Genomic DNA, 17,884 nt, shown 5'->3' on the forward strand with positions numbered 1-17,884 from the left:
GGGGCCATGACCGATATCCGGATGCGGCAGGACGGGCCCGCCGATGCGTCGGCCGGCGCGCTCGTCAGCCAGATCAGCGAGCAGGTCTCCACGCTCGTACGGCAGGAACTCGAGCTCGCCCGCACGGAAATGGTGGAGAAGGGTAAACGCGCCGGCACGGGCGCCGGGATGCTCGGCGGCGCCGGCGTCCTCGCCCTGTACGGCGTCTCCGCCCTCCTGCTGACCATCGGCGCCGCCCTGGCGCTCGCCCTGCCCGACTGGCTGGCCGCGCTCATCGTGGCGGTGCTCGTGCTGGCCGCCGCCGGTGTGGCCGCGCTGCTGGGCCGCAAGCAGGTGCAGCAGGCCACCCCGCCCGCCCCCACCGAGGCGGTCGACAGCACGAAGCGCGACGTCGGCACCGTCAAGGCGGCGGCACGGGAAGGTCGCCGCCGGTGACCTACGCCGCAGCCTCCGACCGCTACACCAGCGGGATGCAGTACCGCCGCACCGGCCGCTCGGGCCTCGACCTGCCCGTGCTGTCGCTCGGGTTGTGGCACAACTTCGGCGACGACCGGCCGTTCGAGGCGCAGCGGGCCATCGCCCGGCGCGCCTTCGACCTCGGGATCACCCATTTCGACCTGGCCAACAACTACGGACCGCCGTACGGCTCCGCCGAGGTCAACATCGGCCGGCTGCTGCGCGAGGACTTCCGCCCGTACCGCGACGAGCTGGTGATCTCCACCAAGGCCGGGTGGGACATGTGGCCGGGCCCGTACGGCCAGGGCGGCGGCAGCCGCAAGTACATGCTCGCCAGTCTGGACCAGTCGCTCGGCCGGATGGGCCTCGACTACGTCGACATCTTCTACTCGCACCGCTTCGACCCCACCACGCCGCTCGAGGAGACCGCCACCGCCCTCGACACCGCCGTCCGCCAGGGCAAGGCACTCTACGTCGGCATCTCGTCGTACGACGCGCAGCACACCCGGACGATGGCGGGGCTGCTGCGCGACCTCGGCACTCCCCTGCTGATCCACCAGCCGTCGTACTCGATGCTGAACCGCTGGATCGAGACCGAGGGCCTGCTGGACGCGGTGGACGAGGTCGGCGCCGGGGTCATCGGCTTCACCGCGCTCGCCCAGGGCCTGCTCACGGGCAAGTACCTCAATGGCATCCCGGAGGATTCGCGCGCCGCCGCGGGCACCTCCCTCGACCGGGACTGGCTCGACGACGCGATGGTGTCGCGGCTCAACTCCCTCAACGACGTGGCGCAGCAACGCGGGCAGAGCCTCGCGCAGATGGCCCTCGCATGGGCGCTGCGCGACCCGCGGGTGACGTCCCTGGTCATCGGCGCGAGCCGGGTGGAGCAGCTGGAGCAGAACGTCGCGGCGCTGGACATCCTGTCGTTCGACGACGAGGAGCTCGCCACCATCGACAAGATCCTCGAGGCCGGCACGACCTCCGTGGATCTGTGGAAGGACGCCCGGCAGGGCACGCTGTAGGGCCGACCGGTGAGGCGGTGCTACGCGCCGTCCGGGTGGGGCAGGCCCATCGCGTTCGGGTACGGCACCACCGCCGCTGCGCCCCGGGCCAACGGCACGAGCAGCTCCGCCAGCCGGTCCCGCTCGACAGCGCTCAACGCCGTCCACGGGTGCTCCGCAAGCACGTCGGTACGGCTCTCGACGCTCCGATGTGTCTCCTCCCCCGACGCCGTGGGGCGGCCCTCGGCGTCGAGCAGGCCCCGCTCGGCCAGCGCCACAACTGCGGTGTCCCATTCCGCGTCGGTCCAGCCCCGGTTCGGCTGAAGCTGGTCCCGGCCGCCGTACAGGGCGTCGCGCAGGGCGAGCGCTTGCAGGCCGCTGAGCCCGGCGCCGACCAGTGCGGCGATGTGTCCGTCGCCGCGGTGTTCCCGCAGCACCGTGGCGGCCTGCCACATCCGCGCGAGCTCGCCCTCGGGCCGGGGCAGGGCGGCGTTGGCGGCGCCGAGCGCGCGGCCGTCCGTGACCGCCGCCGCCGCGGCGCGCTCCAGGAGCCCGGCTGCCTCCGCCCATGCGGCCGGGTCGGGTGGCAGCACGGCCCGCAGGGCGGCCACCGCGCCGTCGAGGCGGGCGGCGAGCGCCTGCTCCGGCGCTGCCCGGTGCCACACGTCCGGCAGGGCACGGGCGACCATGCCGGGCGCGAACCCGTAGAAGAGGGCGGTGACGGGCGCGGCCCGTACGGCGCCGAGCGGAGCGGCCCGTCCGGCGAAGTAGCCGCGCCAGAAGCCCCGCAGTCCGGCGCTCTCGAACGCCTCCCGGGCCTGCGGGGCGAAGTAGGTGACGGCGTGCAGGGGCTCGTACAGCTGCCAGAACCGGCGGACGACGGACATGGAGCGATTCCACCGCGGCCGAGGCCGCGGTGGGACAGCCAATCCCCGGAAAGCGGTTCAGTTCTGCGGTTCGATCCAGATGTTGCGGTACTGGACCTTGTTGCCGTGGTCCTGCAGGCGGATCGAGCCCGTGGCCGGGCCCTCGGCGATGCTGCCGCCCGTCACGCCGGTGATCTCGATGTTGTCGTGCACCTTCACGCCGTTCCACACCACCGTGATGCGGGCGTTCTCCGTCTTGGCGCCGGCCGCGTCGTAGCGGGCCGCCCGGAAGTCGATGTCGTACGTCTGCCACGTCTCCGGCGGCGTGGCGGCGTTCACGTCCGGGGCCTTCTGCAGGTAGATGGCGCCCGCCTCGTTGGTGTCGAGGGTGGTGTCGCCGTACGAGTCGAGCACCTGCAGCTCGTAGCGCTCCTGCTGGTAGACGCCGCTGTTGCCACGGTTCTGCCCGGTGACGTCCGGCGGCAGCAGCGGCACCTTGAACTCCACGTGCAGCTTGTAGTCGCCGAACGCCTGGCGGGTCCGCAGGTCGCCGCAGCACACCTCCATGGCACCGTCGCCCACGCGCGGCCAGCTCGCCGTACGCCCGTCGGTGTGCTGCCACTCGGCGAGGTCCGTGCCGTCGAACAGCACGATCCGCTCCCCCGGCCTGCGTACGGTGATCAGGTCCAGGTTGACGTGGCCGGTGTCCTCCGCGTCGACCCGGTACTGGACCGTGTTGTCACCCCGGCGCAGCGCCAGCCGTTCCGTCTTGGTGGCCCAGTCGTCCCAGGTGTTGGTGGTCGGCAGGACGGTCTGGCGGATCTTCTTGCCGTTGACGTACACGCTGACGGTCTTGTTCCCCTGGAACGGGTTGGGGCCGTTGGAGTAGCGCAGGCCGACCTCGTAGTCGCCTGCCTTCTTCACGTCGACGTGCATCGTCGTCGAGGCGTTGAGGGTGCCGAAGTTGTCGACGAATCCGATGCCGGAGTAGCCGCGGTGGTCGGTGCCGACGCCCGCGCCGCCCTGGCGGCGGCCCTCCTCTGCCTCGTAGAACACCTGGTCGGGCTGGGCACCTGGAATGGCGTTGAGCGTGTACCAGGCCTCGGTGCTCCACAGCTGCTCGCCGCCCTGGGCGCTGAACGGCCGTGGTGAGCGCAGGTGCACCACGCGGCCGGGCAGCAGCCCGTCGACGGTGAGCGTGACCCGGCGGCGGTCGGCGGAGAGCCGGATGCCGCTGACGGTCAGCTTCTCCTCCTCGACCTTCGGGCCGCCGTACTGCTCGGTCGGGGCGTAGCGCCACTGCTCGAGCTGGTACGCCTTGGCGAGGTTCGCGACTGTCTCGTCGGACAGCGGCTTGGTGTATTCGACGGTGAAGCCGCCGCGGGTGGCGCTCATGGACTTCATGTCGAACGCCGTGGTGCCGTTGGGCGTCAGCTTCTGCAGGCCGTACGTGAGCTTGCCCTCCTGGCCCCAGTTGCCGCCGGCGCCGAGCCCGCCGATGTAGAGCGACCCGTCCGGGCCGATCGTGGTCCGGTTGACGCCGACCTCGAGGCCCTGGGTGTGGCGGAACACCGCGCCCTGGTACTCGCCGTGGACCTTCTCGAGGAAGGCGCGCTGAAGGCCGCCGTACGTGACGTCGCCGAAGAGCATCTGGCCCGCGAACGGACCCTGCTGGAGCAGGACCGGGGTGCTCGGCGAGTTGGCGATCTCGTTCTGCGGCAGCCACAGCACCGGCTTGGTCACCGGGTTGGCGTCGTACGGCCCGGCCGGGTTCGTGTAGTGGTTGAAGAACCGGTCCGGCTTGATCTCCACCAGCTTCGACGCCGGCAGCCAGCCGCCCTGGTTGTCGGCCACGAACAGGCCGCCGCCGGGACCCCAGCCCAGGCCGTTGGGGGTACGCAGCCCGCCCGCGACGTACGTGACCTTGCCGGTGCGCCGGTTCACGACGATGCTCGTGCCCCGGTTCGCCGCCGGCTGCGGGTTCGTGGTGGCGCCGCCGTAGTCGATGGCCACCGACAGGTTGAGGTAGAAGTTTCCGCCCTTGTAAAGCAGGCCGAACGCGAACTCGTGGAAGTTTCCGCCGTACGGCCAGGTGGCGACCGTACGCTTCGAGTCCGCGACCTCGTCCCCGTTGCTGTCGACCAGCTCGGTGAGCTCGTGCTTCTGTGACACGTAGATGGAGCCGTCGACGACCGCGACGCCCATCGGCTCCTTCAGGCCCGAGGCGACCTTCTTGTACGAGACCTTGCTGGGGTCGGTCTGCCCGGTGACGTGGTCGAGGATGTAGACCTCGCCGTTCGTGGTCTCGCTGCCGCCCCACGTGGCGATGACGAGCCGGCCGTCCTTGGTCCAGTCCATCGCGGACACCTGCGGCTCGAAACCGTTGGGACGCAGGTCGGTCAGCGTGTAACCGGGGTTCACCGCGTCGAGCGGCAGCCCGTCGCCGGGGGTGTCGGTGGCGCCCTCGCACTGTTTCTGTCCGGGGGCGGTCACCCGGACGACGCCGGCGTCGGTGCTCAGCGCGGAGGTGGGGACGACGCTGAAGTCGTCGGCGCCGGGCGGGCGCCACGACAGCGTCAGCTGCTGGCCGCCGCCGGCCTCGAAGAACTCGACGAACAGGGCGTGCGGCCCGGCGCCGAGCTCGACGGTGCCCTCCTTGGACTCGACGCCGTGCAGGCCGTCGTTGTCGACCACGGGTTTGCCGTCGATCGCGAGGCGGGAGCCGTCGTCGCTGGCGAGGCGGAGGGTGTACGTGCCGTCGGCGGGCACGGTCAGGTTGCCGAGCACATGCGCGACGAAGTTGTCCTGCAGGCCGAACTCGTCGCCGGTGTAGTCGACGTCGGGCATCAGCTTGTCGACGTTCGGCGTCTGCCCCGGTTTGAGCGTGCAGATGCGGGTGAGCGGGACGCGGGTGTCGAACGTGCGGAGGGTGACCCCCGGCTCCTGGGGTGGCAGGTCGGCGGCGGACGCTGCGGCCGGGTGGGCGGCGACTGCGGCGGACGCGGCTATGAGGCTGAGGACGAGAGCACGGACCATGCTGCTCCTTCGAACTCCTGTTACCGGCTCGATGCACGGCTGTGAATATCTTGGTCCACTATCGACGCTCGCACCAGAACTTCTGCCTCATAGGGCTGAACTTTCCTCGGAAAATTCGAAAGTAAGCGACAAACGGGCGGACCGGCACGAGGCCGATCCGCCCGTCCGCGGGTGCGCGTCAGCCGGCCAGCGGCAGGACCACCTTGGACACGCCGAGGCGCACGCCGACCGTCGTGCCGCCCGGGTACCGCAGGGTGTGATCGCGCTCGGTGGAGATCACGACGACCCCGATCCGGTGCCCGGCCGCGAAGACGTGGTCCTCGGTCTGCAGATCCCACCGGAACGTGTACGGCCGCCCCGCCCGGATCGGCGTCGTGCGCCACGGGGAGATCCGGTTCCGGACGTCCATCCAGCCCCGCGACACGATCTCCAGCGGCGTAGTGGCGGTGACGTACTCACGGCGGGTGAAGCACCCCGGGTCCTCGGGGATACCCGGGCCGACGCAGTCCTGCACCGGCAGGCTGCGCAGCCCCGCGTACCGGTCGGCCGGCCCGTAGTCCACCAGCAGCGCGGTCAGGTACGGCGACTCGCCCGCGAGATCGGCGCGGACCGAGATCCGCGGCGTGCCGGACAGCCGGGTCTCCCGCTCCAGCGGCGCCGACAGGTACGCGAGCCGGTCCGGGTCGGCGCTCAGCTCGTCGGCGACGAGGTCCTCCGCGGTACGGGACGGGTCGTCGACGAACGTCTGCCGCGCACCGGGCCCCGCAGTGCCGGGCCGCAGGGTGCCCGGGCGCCCGTCCGCGGCCGGACCGCCGAGGGCGAAGGTGGTGGCGCGGGTGCCCGTCGGCGGCCAGGTCGCGGACGTACGCCACACCGTCGGCGCGACTTCGACGTCGGCCATCGGCTCGCGCATGATGCCGGTGTCGATGCGGTACAGCCACTGGTCGAACCAACGGTGCAGGGTCTCCAGCCAGACGTCGCGGCGCACGTTGAACGGGTCGGTGTGCCCGGCCTGGTGCAGCCAGATCTTGCGCGGCACCCCGCGGCGGGCCAGGGCGTCCCACCACTGCCCGGCCTGTCCCGTGCGGACGTTGTCGTCATGCAGCCCGTGCACCAGTAACACGCTGGCACGGACCTTGCCGACGTCCCGCAGATAGTTACGCTCGGCCCAGTACGCGCTGTAGTCGCCGGTCACCCGGTCCTGCTCGCGTTCCAGGTCGGCCATCACGCCGGCGCACACCTCGGGGTTCGCCCGCGTGAGGACGGCCTTGGCCAGCACATCGGTGTCCTCGCCCTGGAAGCCGCCGGGCGCCACCACCCCGCCGTTCGCGCGGTAGTAGTCGTACCAGCTGGAGATGCCGGCGATCGGCACGATCGTCTCCAGCCCCTTGACGCCGGTGCCGGCGACCGCGTTGGGCAGCGTGCCGTTGTAGGAGACGCCGATCATGCCGGTGCGCCCGGTCGACCAGGACGCCCGGGCCGGCGCGCCGGTCGCGTCGACGCCGCGGGCCCGGCCGTTGAGCCAGTCGACGACCGCCTTCATACCCAGCGTCTCGTTGCGCCCGCCCGAGGTGGGACAGCCGGTGGAGCCGCCGCTGCCGAGGCTGTCGGCGAACACCACCGCGTAACCGCGCGGAACGAAGTAGTTGTCCAGGTAACCGGAGAAAGTGACAGTCTCGGCCGCGCGGTCCGCGCCCGGGGAGGCGCTGCGCCGGGCGGCGGCGCCGTCGCGGTCGACGTCGTCATGATTCGGTACGTCGTTGAGCCCCGCATAGTAGGGACTCGGCTGGAAGATCACCGGGACCTTGACGCCGGCCTCGGTCTCCCGCGGGCGGATGATGCGCACCGCCACCCGGTCCGGCTCGCCGTCGGCGTCACTGTCGGTGGGCGCCTGCACCCACACCTGCTCGCGGATGGCCTGGGTGTAGTCGTAGACGGGCTGGGTGCCCGACGGGGTCACGGCGGTGGGCGGGGATGTCGGCGCGGCGACGGCAGCTGTGCCGCCCGCGAGTACGGTGACAACGGCGGAGAGGACGGCGCAGAGCCGTGCCCCGGTCCGGGAAGATCGCATCGTCGAGAAGCCTCCGGCGCAGGCGGTACGGACGCCACACCCTATCGTCCGGCATCGATGCCCAGGGCGCCGCGGACGCCCGGAGCGCTCCGCAGAAAGATCGACAGGGCTGATCCTTTTCAGACACGAGTCCTAGACTCGGCGTCATGGACCCTGTCCCCACCGGCACCGGGGTGGAAGCACCCTCGCGGGGGTACGATCGCTTCTGACGCACGTCCCAGGATGAGCAGCGGTTCATTCGTCCGGTTGATCACGCTCGCCGGTCATTAAAGGACACGTTGACCTTGGCATAAATCACGCCTTGTAATCCGACGAATACGCTCCGTACGCTGTGGTCAGAAAGACCATCGATCGGCTTGAGTGCCTGGGCATTGCTGGCCTCGACCATCAGTCATTCGGGGAGCATCGCATGGTTATCAAGGTTGTCGAGCAGATCAACGACGACGAGCTCATCGAGTCGGCCTGGAAGATGTACGAGGAGTCGTTCCGCGGCCTGAACGCCCTCGCGGTGCAGCGGCACCTCATGTACCGCAACGAGTTCGACGAGGTCATGCGCGACGGCCGGGTACAGAAGTACCTCAGCCTCGACGACGAGGGAAACATGTGCGGGATGTCGACGTACACGAACGACCTCGACGCGATGCCGTTGATCTCACCGCAGTACTTCGAGCGGCGCTGGCCCGAGCTCTACGCCCAGCGCAAGATCTGGTACTGCGGTTTCGTCGCCGTGCTGCCCACCCCGGCCGCCCGGTCGTCGTTCGCCGACCTGGTCGAGGCGATGTATCTGCTGGCCGCGGCCCAGAACGGGATCATCGGGCTGGACTTCTGCCAGCACAACGACGAGGCCCGCAAGATGAGCCGGGTGATCCGGCTGATGCTGCACCGGCTGTCGGGCAACTGCGACGCCAGCATGATGGACGCGCAGCAGTTCTGGATCTACCAGTTCCCGCAGGCGGCCTAGCAGCTCCTGGATCGTGTGACACGCCGACCGCCCGCCGCCGCCGGCCGGAGCACCGGGCTCTTGGGGGGCTGACGGAATTCCGGCCCGTACGGGTGACCTCCTTTCGCTTCGGGTCGGCGGGCGGTCCGGCGTGTCGTCGCGGGGAAAAGTCAGGTCCACCGGGACGGTTCGGGTGGGGTCTCCCACCGGGGCGGTCCCGGCGGCGCGTCCGGCTCCGGCGGGAGCTGCGGCACGGCGCCGGCGTTCAGCATCGCGCGGACGCTGATCGGCTCGGTGTGCGATCCCTTGAGCCGCGGGGCGTCGGCGATGAAGCCGCCGTCCGCGCCGCGGCCGATCGCGGCGTACACCTCGGGGCGGGCGGCCCGCATGACGAGGGCCCAGACGAAGCCGACCAGCGCGAAGACCGCGTACCCGGTCGGGAAGATCCAGTGGAACATCGAGCCGGACTCCACCTGCAGCAGGTCGCCGAGCCCGTAGATCGTCGCGGCCAGGATGATGCTGAGCAGCACGAACGCGGTGATCGGGGCGATCTTGCCGCGCCACACGTTCTCCTGGTGGCGGTGCCGGACGAAGAACGCGATGACCGCCGCGGACGCGCTCCACATGAGGATCAGCACGCCCAGGCCGCCGACCACCGTGAGCCACGCGAACAGGTAGACCAGCGGGTCGGCGCCGGTGAGCCGGTAGACGACCAGCACCCCGAGCGCGAGCACGCTCTGCGTGATCGAGCCGACGATCGGCGCGCCGGTACGCGGATGCGTGTAGCCCCACGCCCGCGGCAGCACGCCCTCCCGGCCCAGCGCGAACTGGTAGCGCGAGACCGCGGCGTGGAACGCGAGCAACGCGGCGAAGATGCTCGTCATGAACAGCACGTAGCCGATGTTGATCAGCGCCTCGGGCACGTGCGGGCTGACCAGCGTGAAGACCAGGTCCGTCTCCTCCGCCTTGGCGACCGAGACGATGTTGCCGGGCCCCGCCCCCACGGACATCGCCCACGCGGAGAGCCCGCAGAGCAGGCCCGCGAGGATGACCGCCCAGTGGGTGGCCCGGGCGATCGTCCGCTTCGGGTCCTTGGCCTCCTCGGAGAGCACGACCGTCGCCTCGAAGCCGACGAACCCGGCGATGGCGAGCACCATCATGGCCGCGACCTCGGGGGTGAGGACCTGCGCCGGGTTGAGCGTGGAGAAGCTGACCGAGCCGTCGGCCGGGTTGGCGACCATCACCACGTCGTAGATGAGCACGATGAGGATCTCGGCGACCAGCAGCACGGCGAGCACCTTGCCGCTCAGGTCGACCCACAGCACGCCGAGCACCGCGGTCAGCGCCCACGCCGCGATCGCGCAGGCGAACCAGCCGACGTTCAGCCCGAGCCCGTTGAGCACCCCGGACGCCACGACGCCGAACAGCCCGAACAGCCCGATCTGCATCATCGCGTACGCCGGCAGCGCCACGAACGCCGCGCCGACGCCCGGTATCCGCCCCAGCCCGTGACTGATGTACGAGTAGAACGCGCCGGAGTTGACGATGTGCCGGCTCATCGCGACGAACCCGACCGTGAAGATCGAGAGGATCCCCGCGACCACCAGGTACACCACCGGGACGGCGGTGTTGCCGACCACGGCGTAGATGGTGGTGATGGCCCCGATGATGACGGTGAGGGGAGCGGCGCCCGCGACTCCGAAGAAGACCACCGAGGGAACGCCGAGCCGGTTACGTGCCAGGGCGGTGGACACGATGTCGGGCTCTGTCACGTCACTCCCCATCAAGAGCCTCCCAGCCCATTGGTCGATGTTGTCCCGCCGGCGATGGTGACGGCCGACGGCACTCACCGCCGACCGACGGCGAGCACGGAGCCGACGGATGCCTCGGTGTGCTCGATGAGCTGGCGCAGGTCCTCGGGCAGCGACCCGATGGCGGTGGGCAGCTGGGTGAGGGCGTGCCGGTGGACCTCGAAGTCCCACAGCACGTGGCGGGTGAGGCCGGTCGCGACGACCAGGCCGGCCAGCACGCGGTCGCTGATGGACATCTCCAGTCCGCGCACCATGATGTTGGCGAGCCGCATCGGCGCCCACGCGGCCGCGTTGCGCTGCACCTCGTTGTTGGGCATGTAGAAGGTCTGGGTGCTGAGCATGCGGCGGCGGGTCACCGACTCGACCGCGCCCGAGCGCATGAGCCGCTCCCCCACCCGGTCGGCCGCGTCCTGCGACAGGTACGCCAGCCAGGTGCGCAGCTCACGGTGCTGCGGCTGCGAGATGAGCAGCTCCAGCACGGAGTGCGCGAGGGAGTCACGCGGCGGCTGCCGGCTCTCTATGTAGAGGTCGCCGTCGAAACAGCGCAGCCGCCCCTCTAGCATGAGCTCGCCCAGCAGGGCGGCAGCCAGACCCAGACCGGTGGCCCGGGGGTGCAGACGGGACCGGCCGGTGCGGTCCTCGTGCGCGATCAGGAAGAACTGGTCAGCCAGCACGCCGCCACTCCTTAAGACACATCGAACCGTTACGCCGTCGGGCAACTGCCCGTATAGAAGGCAATAACTCGCTGTCGGGAGCATCATGTACCGACCCCCGAGGACAATGCAAGAAGTACTAGACTTCTCGTCGACCCCGCCCGTCTACGATGGATCACGGGGCGATACAGACGGGTTGTCGACGTCCCACGATCGAGGGAGCCACGGGTGTCCACAGACGAAGGTCCTACGCTGCGGCGACGTCGTTTGGGCACGGAGCTGAAACGGTGCCGCGAACGCGCCGGATTGACCCAGGAGAATGTCTCCCGGCATTTCGAATGGCATGCCGCCAAGGTCACCCGGATCGAGACCGCACGGGTCGCCGTCACTCCCCGCGACGTCCGTGACCTGCTGGTGCTGTACGGCGTGGACGACGAGCAGTACCGCGAGGCCCTCATGGACCTGGCCCGCTCGTCGCGCCAGAAGACGTGGTGGACCGACTACCGCGACATCATGCGCCCCGGCAACTTCATCGGCCTGGAGGCGGAGGCGGCCTCCCTGCGGGTGTGGGAACCCATCGTCCTACCAGGGCTTCTGCAGACCGAGGACTACATCCGCGCGCTCATGCGCACGGGCCGCTCGACGGACTCCCCGCAGCACATCGACCGGCGGGTCGCGTTGCGGCTGAAGCGGCAGGACCGGCTGCGCGGCGCCAACCCGCTCCAGCTCTTCGCGATCATCGATGAATCGGTGGTGCGACGCTCCGTAGGCGGCCCCGACGTGATGGATCACCAGCTGCGGTCTCTCATCGACGTGGCTCAATTACCGAACGTGACGGTCCAAATCCTGCCGTTCGACGCCGGCGAACATCCGTTCCTGGGCGGTTCAGCAGCACTTTTGGAGTTCCCGGAGACCACTCATCTGGATGTAGTTTACCTGGAGGGTCTTGCGGGAGACCTCTACGAAGAGCAACATTCAGAGGTCGCACGTTACCGTGCGGAGTTCGATCAGTTGAGCACCCGGGCGCTCGACCCGCGCCTCACGCTTAAGATGATCGAGAGCCTCTTGCGCGCGTAAGGGGCCGGCACGCACAACCGCATATGGAAGGGAGGTGCATGGGCATGCCAGCGCACCATCTCAACGCTGCCGTTTGGAAAAAGAGCAGTCGCAGCAACGGAAACGGCGGCAACAACTGTGTCGAGGTCGCCTTCCTCGACACAGCCGTTGCCGTTCGCGACAGCAAGAACCCTTCCGGTCCCGCTCTCATCTTCAACCCGGCGCATTGGACCGAGTTTGTGAACTCGGCCAAGTGCGGCGAGTTCGATATCAACCGCTGAGAGCCTACCGATCTGTACTCAGAGATGGGAAGTAGATACTCAAAGTCAACTTCCCGAAGGGCCATGATCGAATTCAAGATGGTGCAACTCCGCTGATCAGGGGAGTAGCACGACGCATTCGGGGCATCCGCGCGGGTGTCCCGAATTGCGTTTACCCAGCTCAATAGCTTGATCATTCGGTATTGATCTCCATGCCCCCAGGTCATCGACGTTTCCGCGGGCGCCATGCATACTGAGTAGCACACGCTCCGCATTGAAACGACAACTCAGCGTAAGGGGCATCCCGGTGCGCCAGTCATTTCCTCGCGTCGTGACCGTCGATCCCATCGTCGACACCCGGACCGGCCCGGTCCTGCAGATGCGCGCCGACCGCATCGTCGCCGCGCTCGACACCTTCCGGGCCGCTTTCCCCGGCGTCCGCCCGTTCTACGCCACGAAATGCAACACCCATCCGGGAGTGCTCCGGACGCTGCACGACGCCGGCTCCGGCTTCGAGGTCGCCTCCTTTCAGGAGATCGAGACCCTCACGGGTGCGGGCGTACGGGCCGAGGACCTGATCTTCAGCAACCCCGTGCGCGCCCGCGAGCAGACCGCCCGCGCGGCCGCCGCCGGAGTCCACCGGTTCAGTGTGGACAGCGTCGAGGAGCTGCACCGGGTCGCCGAGGAAGCGCCCGGCAGCCGCGTGTACGCCCGCCTGATCAGCGGCGGGCAGGACAGCGTCGTACCCAGCGAGGGCAAGTTCGGTGTGGACGCCACCGGCGCCGTACGGCTGCTGCTGGAGGCCCGCGAGCTGGGGCTGGTGCCGTACGGGATCACCTTCCACATGGGGTCGCAGATGCTGGACCCGGCGGCGCTGCAGCAACCCCTGCGCGACGTCGCCGGCATCATGGACCGTCTCCTGCGGGCCGGCGTGCGGCTGGAGATGGTGGACATCGGCGGCGGCTTCCCGGCCGCGTACGACGAGCCCGTGCCGCCGCTGGCCGCGTTCGGACGGGTGGCGGCCGCGGGGCTGGCGGACCTGCCGTACCCGGTCGAGGTCTTCGCCGAGCCGGGCCGCTGCCTGGTCGCCGAGGCCGGGACGTTCCGCTGCCGGGTGATCGGGGTGGCCGAGCGCCCGTCGGGCTGGTGGGCGCACACGAACCTCGGCGTGTTCCACGGGCTCATGGAGGTGCTGGAGTCCGGCGGGCACCTGCACTACCCGATCCACGACACCCGCGGCACCCGGCTGCGCCGCTGCTACCACCTGACCGGGCCGACCTGCGACAGCCAGGACACGTTCGCCCGCGACGTGCTGCTCTCCGCCGACCTGCGCGAGGGCGACGAGCTGCTGATCGGGTCGGCGGGGGCGTACACCAGCGTCTACGCGTCGCGCTTCAACGGCTTCCCGCCGCCCCGGGTCATCATGATCTAACCGTCCCACCAGCGCAGCACGGCCCGCGCCCGGGCGGTGTTCCGGCGGCTGAGCCCGCGCGGCTCCGGCACGAACCACTGCTTGCCCGGGTACGGCGCCACCACGGGCCAGGTGCCCTGCGGATCCTGCTCGGCGAGGAGCCGCGCTCCCCAGCCCTCGGTGGCGATGCGCGCGCGGTCGCACGGGTCGCCCGTCACCTTCCAGCGCCCGGCCGGATCGCCGTCGAGCAGCCATGCCGTGAGGCTGCTGTCGTCCATGCCGCCATCCTCGCCGCCGCGTTCCGGCGGTACCAGGGCAGTTCGGCAGGTTCCGGTCCGGTCGGCGGTTCGGCGCGGATCTTCGTCCGTTCCGGCCGGTTCCGCACGGCCGAACTCGCGGGTAGCGTGCGGCGAGCGTGTTCGTGTCGTGACCTACAGGAGTTCCTCATGCGCCGGATTCTCGCCGCGCTCGCCGTGGCGGCGACCGTGTTCGCGGCGGCCGCCTGCACCTCCGACGACGGCGGGAAACCGGCGCCCCCGGCGGGCGGCGGCACCCGGATCAGCCTCGGCGTGATCCCGATCGTCGATGTCGCCCCGGCGTACCTCGGGAAGAAGAAGGGGTTCTTCAGCAGCCGCGGCCTCGACCTCACGCTGGTGCAGGAGCAGGGCGGCGCCGCCATCGTCAAGGGGGTGGCCGGGGGCAGGTACCAGTTCGGGTTCAGCAACGCGACCTCGCTGATGGCCGCGCAGGCCGACGGTGTTCCGCTCAAGGTGGTGGCCAACGGCGTCACGTCGAACGGGCGGCCGGGGCGCGACTTCTCCGCCGTCGTGGTGCCCGACGACAGCCCGATCAAAAGCGCGAAGGATCTCGCCGGCAAGAAGATCGGGGTCAACGCGCTGAAGAGCCTGGGCGACACGACCGTACGGCAGTCCGTGCGCCGGGCCGGCGGTGACCCGGCCAAGCTGGTCTTCACCGCCCTGCCGTTCCCCGAGATGCCGGCGGCGCTGCAGTCCGGGCAGATCGACGCGGCGTGGGTCGTCGAGCCGCAGCTGTCGGAGGCGCTCACCCAGGGCTCGCAGGTGATCGCCTCGAACTTCGTGGACACGGCCGCGGACCTGACGGTCGCGCTCTACTTCACCGGCTCCACGACGGCCACGCAGGACGCGGATGTGGTCGGCCGTTTCACCGCGGCGATCAACGAGTCGATGGCCTACGCGACGGCACACCCCGAGGAGGTCCGCGACATCATCGGCACGTACACGCCGATCTCGGACGTGGTCCGGACGTCGATGATCCTGCCGGACTGGCCGCACGACATCAACCGGCCGTCGCTCGAGCGGCTCGCCACGCTGGGCAGCGAGGACGGCATCTTCACCCGGCCGCCGGCGCTGGACCAGCTGCTTCCCTAGGCGCCTCCCGCGGCGCCTCGCCGCAGGACTCGTCGACCCGCCGGGCCACGTGGCAGGCGACCTCCCGCAGCACGTGCACCTGCTCCTCGGTGAGCCCGTCGATGACGTACCGGCGGACCGCGGCGACGTGCCCGGGCGCCGCGGCGACCACGACGTCCCAGCCCGCGTCGGTGAGCACCGCCGTGGTGTAGCGAGGGCTCTCGGGGTCGGGCTCCCGGCGGAGCAGGCCGCGCTGCTCCAGCCGCTTGACCACGTTCGACAGCCGCGACAGCGAGCTGCTGACGTGGTGCGCCAGGTCGCTGAGCCGCTGCGTGCGCCCCGGGGACATGGACAGCTGGCTGAGCACGAAGTAGTCGAACAGCGTGAGGTTGCTGTCGCGCAGCATCTGCGCGTCCAGGGCGCTGGGCAGCTTGAACATCAGCCCGGCGAGCGCCAGCCAGGCGTCACGCTCCCAGCTCTGCAGCCACCGCGGTTCCTCCGGCATGCCGTTCAGCGTACGACGCGACTTCACGGGTGAAGCGACGTGACCGATCTCGCATCTGGATTCAAGCTTGAAGTTGTGGTGCTACGGTGACTTCAAGCTTGAACCCAACCTCGAGGAGTTGCCGTGACCCTGTTCCGGCTGGACGCCAGCATCCGTACGCACGGCTCGGCGAGCCGCGAGATCGCGGACATCGTCGAGCAGGAGTGGCGCGCCGCCCACCCCGGCGACGCCGTCGTGCAGCGCCACATCGGCGTGGACGTGCTGCCCGCGACCGCGTGGGCCGCCGCCGTGAGCGCCGGCATGACGCCGGAGGACGACCGCACCGAGGAGCAGCGCGCGGCCGTGGCCCTCGCCGCGACGCTCGTCGACGAGCTGCTCTCGGCCGACGCGATCCTGTTCGCCGTGCCGCTCTACAACTTCGGCGTCTCCCAGCATTTCAAGGCGTACATCGACCTGGTCGCCACGGACCCGCGCGGATTCGGTACGCCGTTCCTCGCCGGCAAGCCCGTCGTGCTGGCCACGGTGCGCGGCGGGGCGTACGGCTCCGGCACCCCGCGCGAGGGCTGGGACCACTCCACGCCGTACCTGCGCCGGATCATCGCGGACTCCTGGGGTGCCGACCTGACCGTAGTCGAGCGGGAGTTCACCCTGGTCGGGGTCAACCCGGCGCTGGACGCCTTCACCGACGAGGCGGCCCGGATGCACGCCGGCGCGCTCAGCGCCGCCCGCGAGGCCGGGCGCGCGCTCGGCGCCCTGCCCGTCACCGCCTGAACCGCCACGGGCGGCACCGCACCCCGGCCGGTCCACCGGGCCGCGGTGCCGCCACGGGAAGCTTCTTGCGGTCGCCCGTCCACCTCGGATTGCGTCGCGGGAACGTACCCATACCCCTGATTTCGTTTCGGGCTTGGAAAATGCTTCGGATTCCCTTGTCTTGACGGCTTGGCGTGTGTCAAGGTCCGTCAACGCCGACCGGGGAGGTCCGATCAGTGAGCGCTGCGTCGCCCGTGCTGCAGAACGTCATCGGCGGGTCGCGCGCCGACCCGGCCGACGGGCGGACGGCGCCGGTGCTGGACCCGAGCACCGGTGAGACGTACGCGCACGCGCCCGTCTCCTCGGAGGCCGATGTGGCGGCGGCGATGGACGCGGCCGCCGCGGGTTTCGAGGTGTGGCGGGACACCACACCGGCCGAGCGGCAGCGCGCGCTGCTGCGGATCGCGGACGCCGTCGAGGCGCGCGCCGATGAGCTGGTCGCCGCCGAGTGCCGCGACACCGGCAAGCCGCTCGGGCTGACCGCCCGGGAGGAGATGCCGCCCATTCTGGACGAACTGCGCTTCTTCGCCGGCGCGGCGCGCATGCTCGAGGGCAGGTCGGCGGGCGAATACCTGGCCGGGCACACGTCCTGGGTCCGGCGCGAGCCGATCGGCGTCTGCGCGCAGGTGACGCCCTGGAACTACCCGCTGATGATGGCGGTGTGGAAGATCGCCCCGGCGATCGCCGCCGGCAACTCGGTCGTGCTCAAGCCCTCGGAGACCACGCCGGTCACCACCGTGATGCTGGCCGAGATCGCCGCCGAGTTCCTGCCGCCCGGCGTGTTCAACGTGGTCTGCGGCGACCGGGACACCGGCCGGGCCCTGGTGGCCCATCCCCTGCCGCGGCTGGTCTCGATCACCGGTTCCACCCGGGCCGGGATGGAGGTGGCCGCGTCCGCCGCGGCCGACCTGAAGAAGGTGCACCTCGAGCTGGGCGGCAAGGCGCCGGTCGTGGTCTTCGACGACGTGGACGTCGAGGCCACCGCGCGGGCGATCGCCGGTGCCGGCTACTTCAACGCCGGGCAGGACTGCACCGCGGCGACCCGGGTGCTGGTGCACGGCCGCATCGCCGCCGACTTCACCGCCGCCCTGGCCGCGGCCGCCAAGGACACCACAGTCGGGGCGCCGGGCGAGGTGGACGCGGACTACGGGCCGCTGAACAACGAGACCCAGCTGGCGCGCGTACGCGGGTTCCTCGACCGGGCGCCGGACCACGCCGAGATCGTCACCGGCGGCCGGCGCGTCGGCGAGCGCGGGTACTTCGTCGAACCGACCGTCGTGGCCGGCCTGCGCCAGGACGACGAGATGATCCGGGACGAGGTGTTCGGTCCGGTCGTCACCGTGCAGGCCTTCGACGACGAGGACGCCGCGGTCCGCTTCGCCAACGACACACGCTTCGGGCTCAGCGCCAGCGTGTGGACCCGCGACCACGGACGGGCGATGCGGATGACCCGCCGCCTCGACGCCGGCACCGTCTGGATCAACACCCATCTGCCGTTCGTGTCCGAGATGCCGCACGGCGGGTTCGGCCACTCCGGGCACGGCAAGGACCTGTCGGTCTACGGCTTCGAGGAATACACGAGGATCAAGCACGTGATGAGTCGGCTCGGCTGAAGAGGTA

16 protein-coding genes are annotated in these 17,884 nt (G+C 70.3%); 9 read left to right on the top strand and 7 right to left on the bottom strand.

What is annotated here, in order from left to right:
* Window positions 1-6: 6 nt before the first annotated feature.
* The gene (locus tag IT780_RS14120; RefSeq protein ID WP_199511993.1) at window positions 7-435 is read left to right on the top strand and encodes a phage holin family protein; all 429 of its coding nucleotides are present in this window, start codon (window positions 7-9) and stop codon (window positions 433-435) included.
* The gene (gene mgrA, locus IT780_RS14125; protein WP_199511994.1) at window positions 432-1,478 is read left to right on the top strand and encodes an L-glyceraldehyde 3-phosphate reductase; all 1,047 of its coding nucleotides are present in this window, start codon (window positions 432-434) and stop codon (window positions 1,476-1,478) included. The genes IT780_RS14120 and mgrA overlap by 4 nt, the downstream gene beginning before the upstream one ends.
* Before the next feature lie 20 nt (window positions 1,479-1,498).
* Here the strand turns inward: mgrA and IT780_RS14130 are convergent, their stop codons facing one another.
* From IT780_RS14130 to IT780_RS14140, 3 genes are all read right to left on the bottom strand, one after another.
* Complete coding sequence (locus IT780_RS14130; protein ID WP_199511995.1) at window positions 1,499-2,344, bottom strand: SCO6745 family protein; 846 nt, start codon at window positions 2,342-2,344, stop codon at window positions 1,499-1,501.
* Between the two features lie 57 nt (window positions 2,345-2,401).
* Window positions 2,402-5,359, bottom strand: a complete 2,958-nt coding sequence (locus IT780_RS14135; protein WP_199511996.1) for a 3-keto-alpha-glucoside-1,2-lyase-like domain-containing protein — start codon at window positions 5,357-5,359, stop codon at window positions 2,402-2,404.
* A gap of 178 nt (window positions 5,360-5,537) precedes the next feature.
* Complete coding sequence (locus IT780_RS14140) at window positions 5,538-7,430, bottom strand: Xaa-Pro dipeptidyl-peptidase (protein WP_199511997.1); 1,893 nt, start codon at window positions 7,428-7,430, stop codon at window positions 5,538-5,540.
* A 409-nt stretch (window positions 7,431-7,839) separates the two neighbouring features.
* Here IT780_RS14140 and IT780_RS14145 point away from each other — a divergent pair, with 409 nt between their 5' ends.
* Window positions 7,840-8,391: a hypothetical protein gene (locus tag IT780_RS14145; protein ID WP_199511998.1), complete on the top strand. Its 552-nt coding sequence runs from the start codon at window positions 7,840-7,842 to the stop codon at window positions 8,389-8,391.
* Window positions 8,392-8,540: 149 nt separating this feature from the next.
* Here the strand turns inward: IT780_RS14145 and IT780_RS14150 are convergent, their stop codons facing one another.
* Together IT780_RS14150 and IT780_RS14155 are read right to left on the bottom strand one after the other, a co-directional pair.
* Window positions 8,541-10,142: an APC family permease gene (locus IT780_RS14150; RefSeq protein ID WP_307831180.1), complete on the bottom strand. Its 1,602-nt coding sequence runs from the start codon at window positions 10,140-10,142 to the stop codon at window positions 8,541-8,543.
* 74 nt (window positions 10,143-10,216) lie between these two features.
* Entirely contained in the window at window positions 10,217-10,855 is a 639-nt protein-coding gene (locus tag IT780_RS14155) for a GOLPH3/VPS74 family protein (protein WP_199512000.1), read from the bottom strand.
* A 207-nt stretch (window positions 10,856-11,062) separates the two neighbouring features.
* On the opposite strand from IT780_RS14155, the gene IT780_RS14160 reads away from it, so the two are divergent.
* From IT780_RS14160 to IT780_RS14170, 3 genes are all read left to right on the top strand, one after another.
* Window positions 11,063-11,911 (top strand): helix-turn-helix domain-containing protein, encoded by an 849-nt coding sequence (locus IT780_RS14160; protein WP_199512001.1) that lies wholly within the window; start codon window positions 11,063-11,065, stop codon window positions 11,909-11,911.
* Window positions 11,912-11,955: 44 nt separating this feature from the next.
* Window positions 11,956-12,171 carry a DUF397 domain-containing protein gene (locus tag IT780_RS14165; RefSeq protein ID WP_199512347.1) on the top strand — a complete coding sequence of 72 codons (216 nt, stop codon included), beginning with the start codon at window positions 11,956-11,958 and terminating at the stop codon, window positions 12,169-12,171.
* 310 nt (window positions 12,172-12,481) lie between these two features.
* Entirely contained in the window at window positions 12,482-13,582 is a 1,101-nt protein-coding gene (locus tag IT780_RS14170) for a type III PLP-dependent enzyme (RefSeq protein ID WP_199512002.1), read from the top strand.
* Here IT780_RS14170 and IT780_RS14175 read toward each other — a convergent pair.
* The gene (locus IT780_RS14175) at window positions 13,579-13,839 is read right to left on the bottom strand and encodes a hypothetical protein (RefSeq protein WP_199512003.1); all 261 of its coding nucleotides are present in this window, start codon (window positions 13,837-13,839) and stop codon (window positions 13,579-13,581) included. The two genes, IT780_RS14170 and IT780_RS14175, sit on opposite strands and share 4 nt — an antisense overlap.
* Before the next feature lie 168 nt (window positions 13,840-14,007).
* On the opposite strand from IT780_RS14175, the gene IT780_RS14180 reads away from it, so the two are divergent.
* A complete protein-coding gene (locus tag IT780_RS14180; protein ID WP_199512004.1) occupies window positions 14,008-14,970 on the top strand; it encodes an ABC transporter substrate-binding protein in 963 nt (320 codons plus the stop codon).
* On the opposite strand, the gene IT780_RS14185 is transcribed toward IT780_RS14180, so the two are convergent.
* Complete coding sequence (locus IT780_RS14185) at window positions 14,933-15,454, bottom strand: MarR family winged helix-turn-helix transcriptional regulator (protein ID WP_199512005.1); 522 nt, start codon at window positions 15,452-15,454, stop codon at window positions 14,933-14,935. The genes IT780_RS14180 and IT780_RS14185 overlap by 38 nt on opposite strands.
* 123 nt (window positions 15,455-15,577) lie before the next feature.
* Between IT780_RS14185 and IT780_RS14190 the strand changes: the two genes are divergently transcribed.
* Both IT780_RS14190 and IT780_RS14195 read left to right on the top strand, forming a co-directional pair.
* The gene (locus tag IT780_RS14190; protein WP_199512006.1) at window positions 15,578-16,225 is read left to right on the top strand and encodes an FMN-dependent NADH-azoreductase; all 648 of its coding nucleotides are present in this window, start codon (window positions 15,578-15,580) and stop codon (window positions 16,223-16,225) included.
* A 215-nt stretch (window positions 16,226-16,440) separates the two neighbouring features.
* Window positions 16,441-17,877, top strand: coding sequence for an aminobutyraldehyde dehydrogenase (locus IT780_RS14195; protein ID WP_307831181.1), 1,437 nt, complete (start codon window positions 16,441-16,443; stop codon window positions 17,875-17,877).
* The last annotated feature ends 7 nt before the right edge of the window (window positions 17,878-17,884 follow it).

The organism is Nucisporomicrobium flavum, assembly GCF_016464385.1.
GTDB lineage: Bacteria > Actinomycetota > Actinomycetes > Mycobacteriales > Micromonosporaceae > Actinoplanes > Actinoplanes flavus_A.

Bases quoted from the DNA above. Each gene is read 5' to 3' on its own strand.
- IT780_RS14120 (WP_199511993.1), top strand. From the start codon at position 7: ATGACCGATATCCGGATGCGGCAGGACGGGCCCGCCGATGCGTCGGCC.
- IT780_RS14185 (WP_199512005.1), bottom strand. From the start codon at position 15,454: ATGCCGGAGGAACCGCGGTGGCTGCAGAGCTGGGAGCGTGACGCCTGG.
- IT780_RS14180 (WP_199512004.1), top strand. From the start codon at position 14,008: ATGCGCCGGATTCTCGCCGCGCTCGCCGTGGCGGCGACCGTGTTCGCG.
- IT780_RS14135 (WP_199511996.1), bottom strand. From the start codon at position 5,359: ATGGTCCGTGCTCTCGTCCTCAGCCTCATAGCCGCGTCCGCCGCAGTC.
- IT780_RS14145 (WP_199511998.1), top strand. From the start codon at position 7,840: ATGGTTATCAAGGTTGTCGAGCAGATCAACGACGACGAGCTCATCGAG.
- IT780_RS14140 (WP_199511997.1), bottom strand. From the start codon at position 7,430: ATGCGATCTTCCCGGACCGGGGCACGGCTCTGCGCCGTCCTCTCCGCC.
- IT780_RS14165 (WP_199512347.1), top strand. From the start codon at position 11,956: ATGCCAGCGCACCATCTCAACGCTGCCGTTTGGAAAAAGAGCAGTCGC.
- IT780_RS14130 (WP_199511995.1), bottom strand. From the start codon at position 2,344: ATGTCCGTCGTCCGCCGGTTCTGGCAGCTGTACGAGCCCCTGCACGCC.
- IT780_RS14175 (WP_199512003.1), bottom strand. From the start codon at position 13,839: ATGGACGACAGCAGCCTCACGGCATGGCTGCTCGACGGCGATCCGGCC.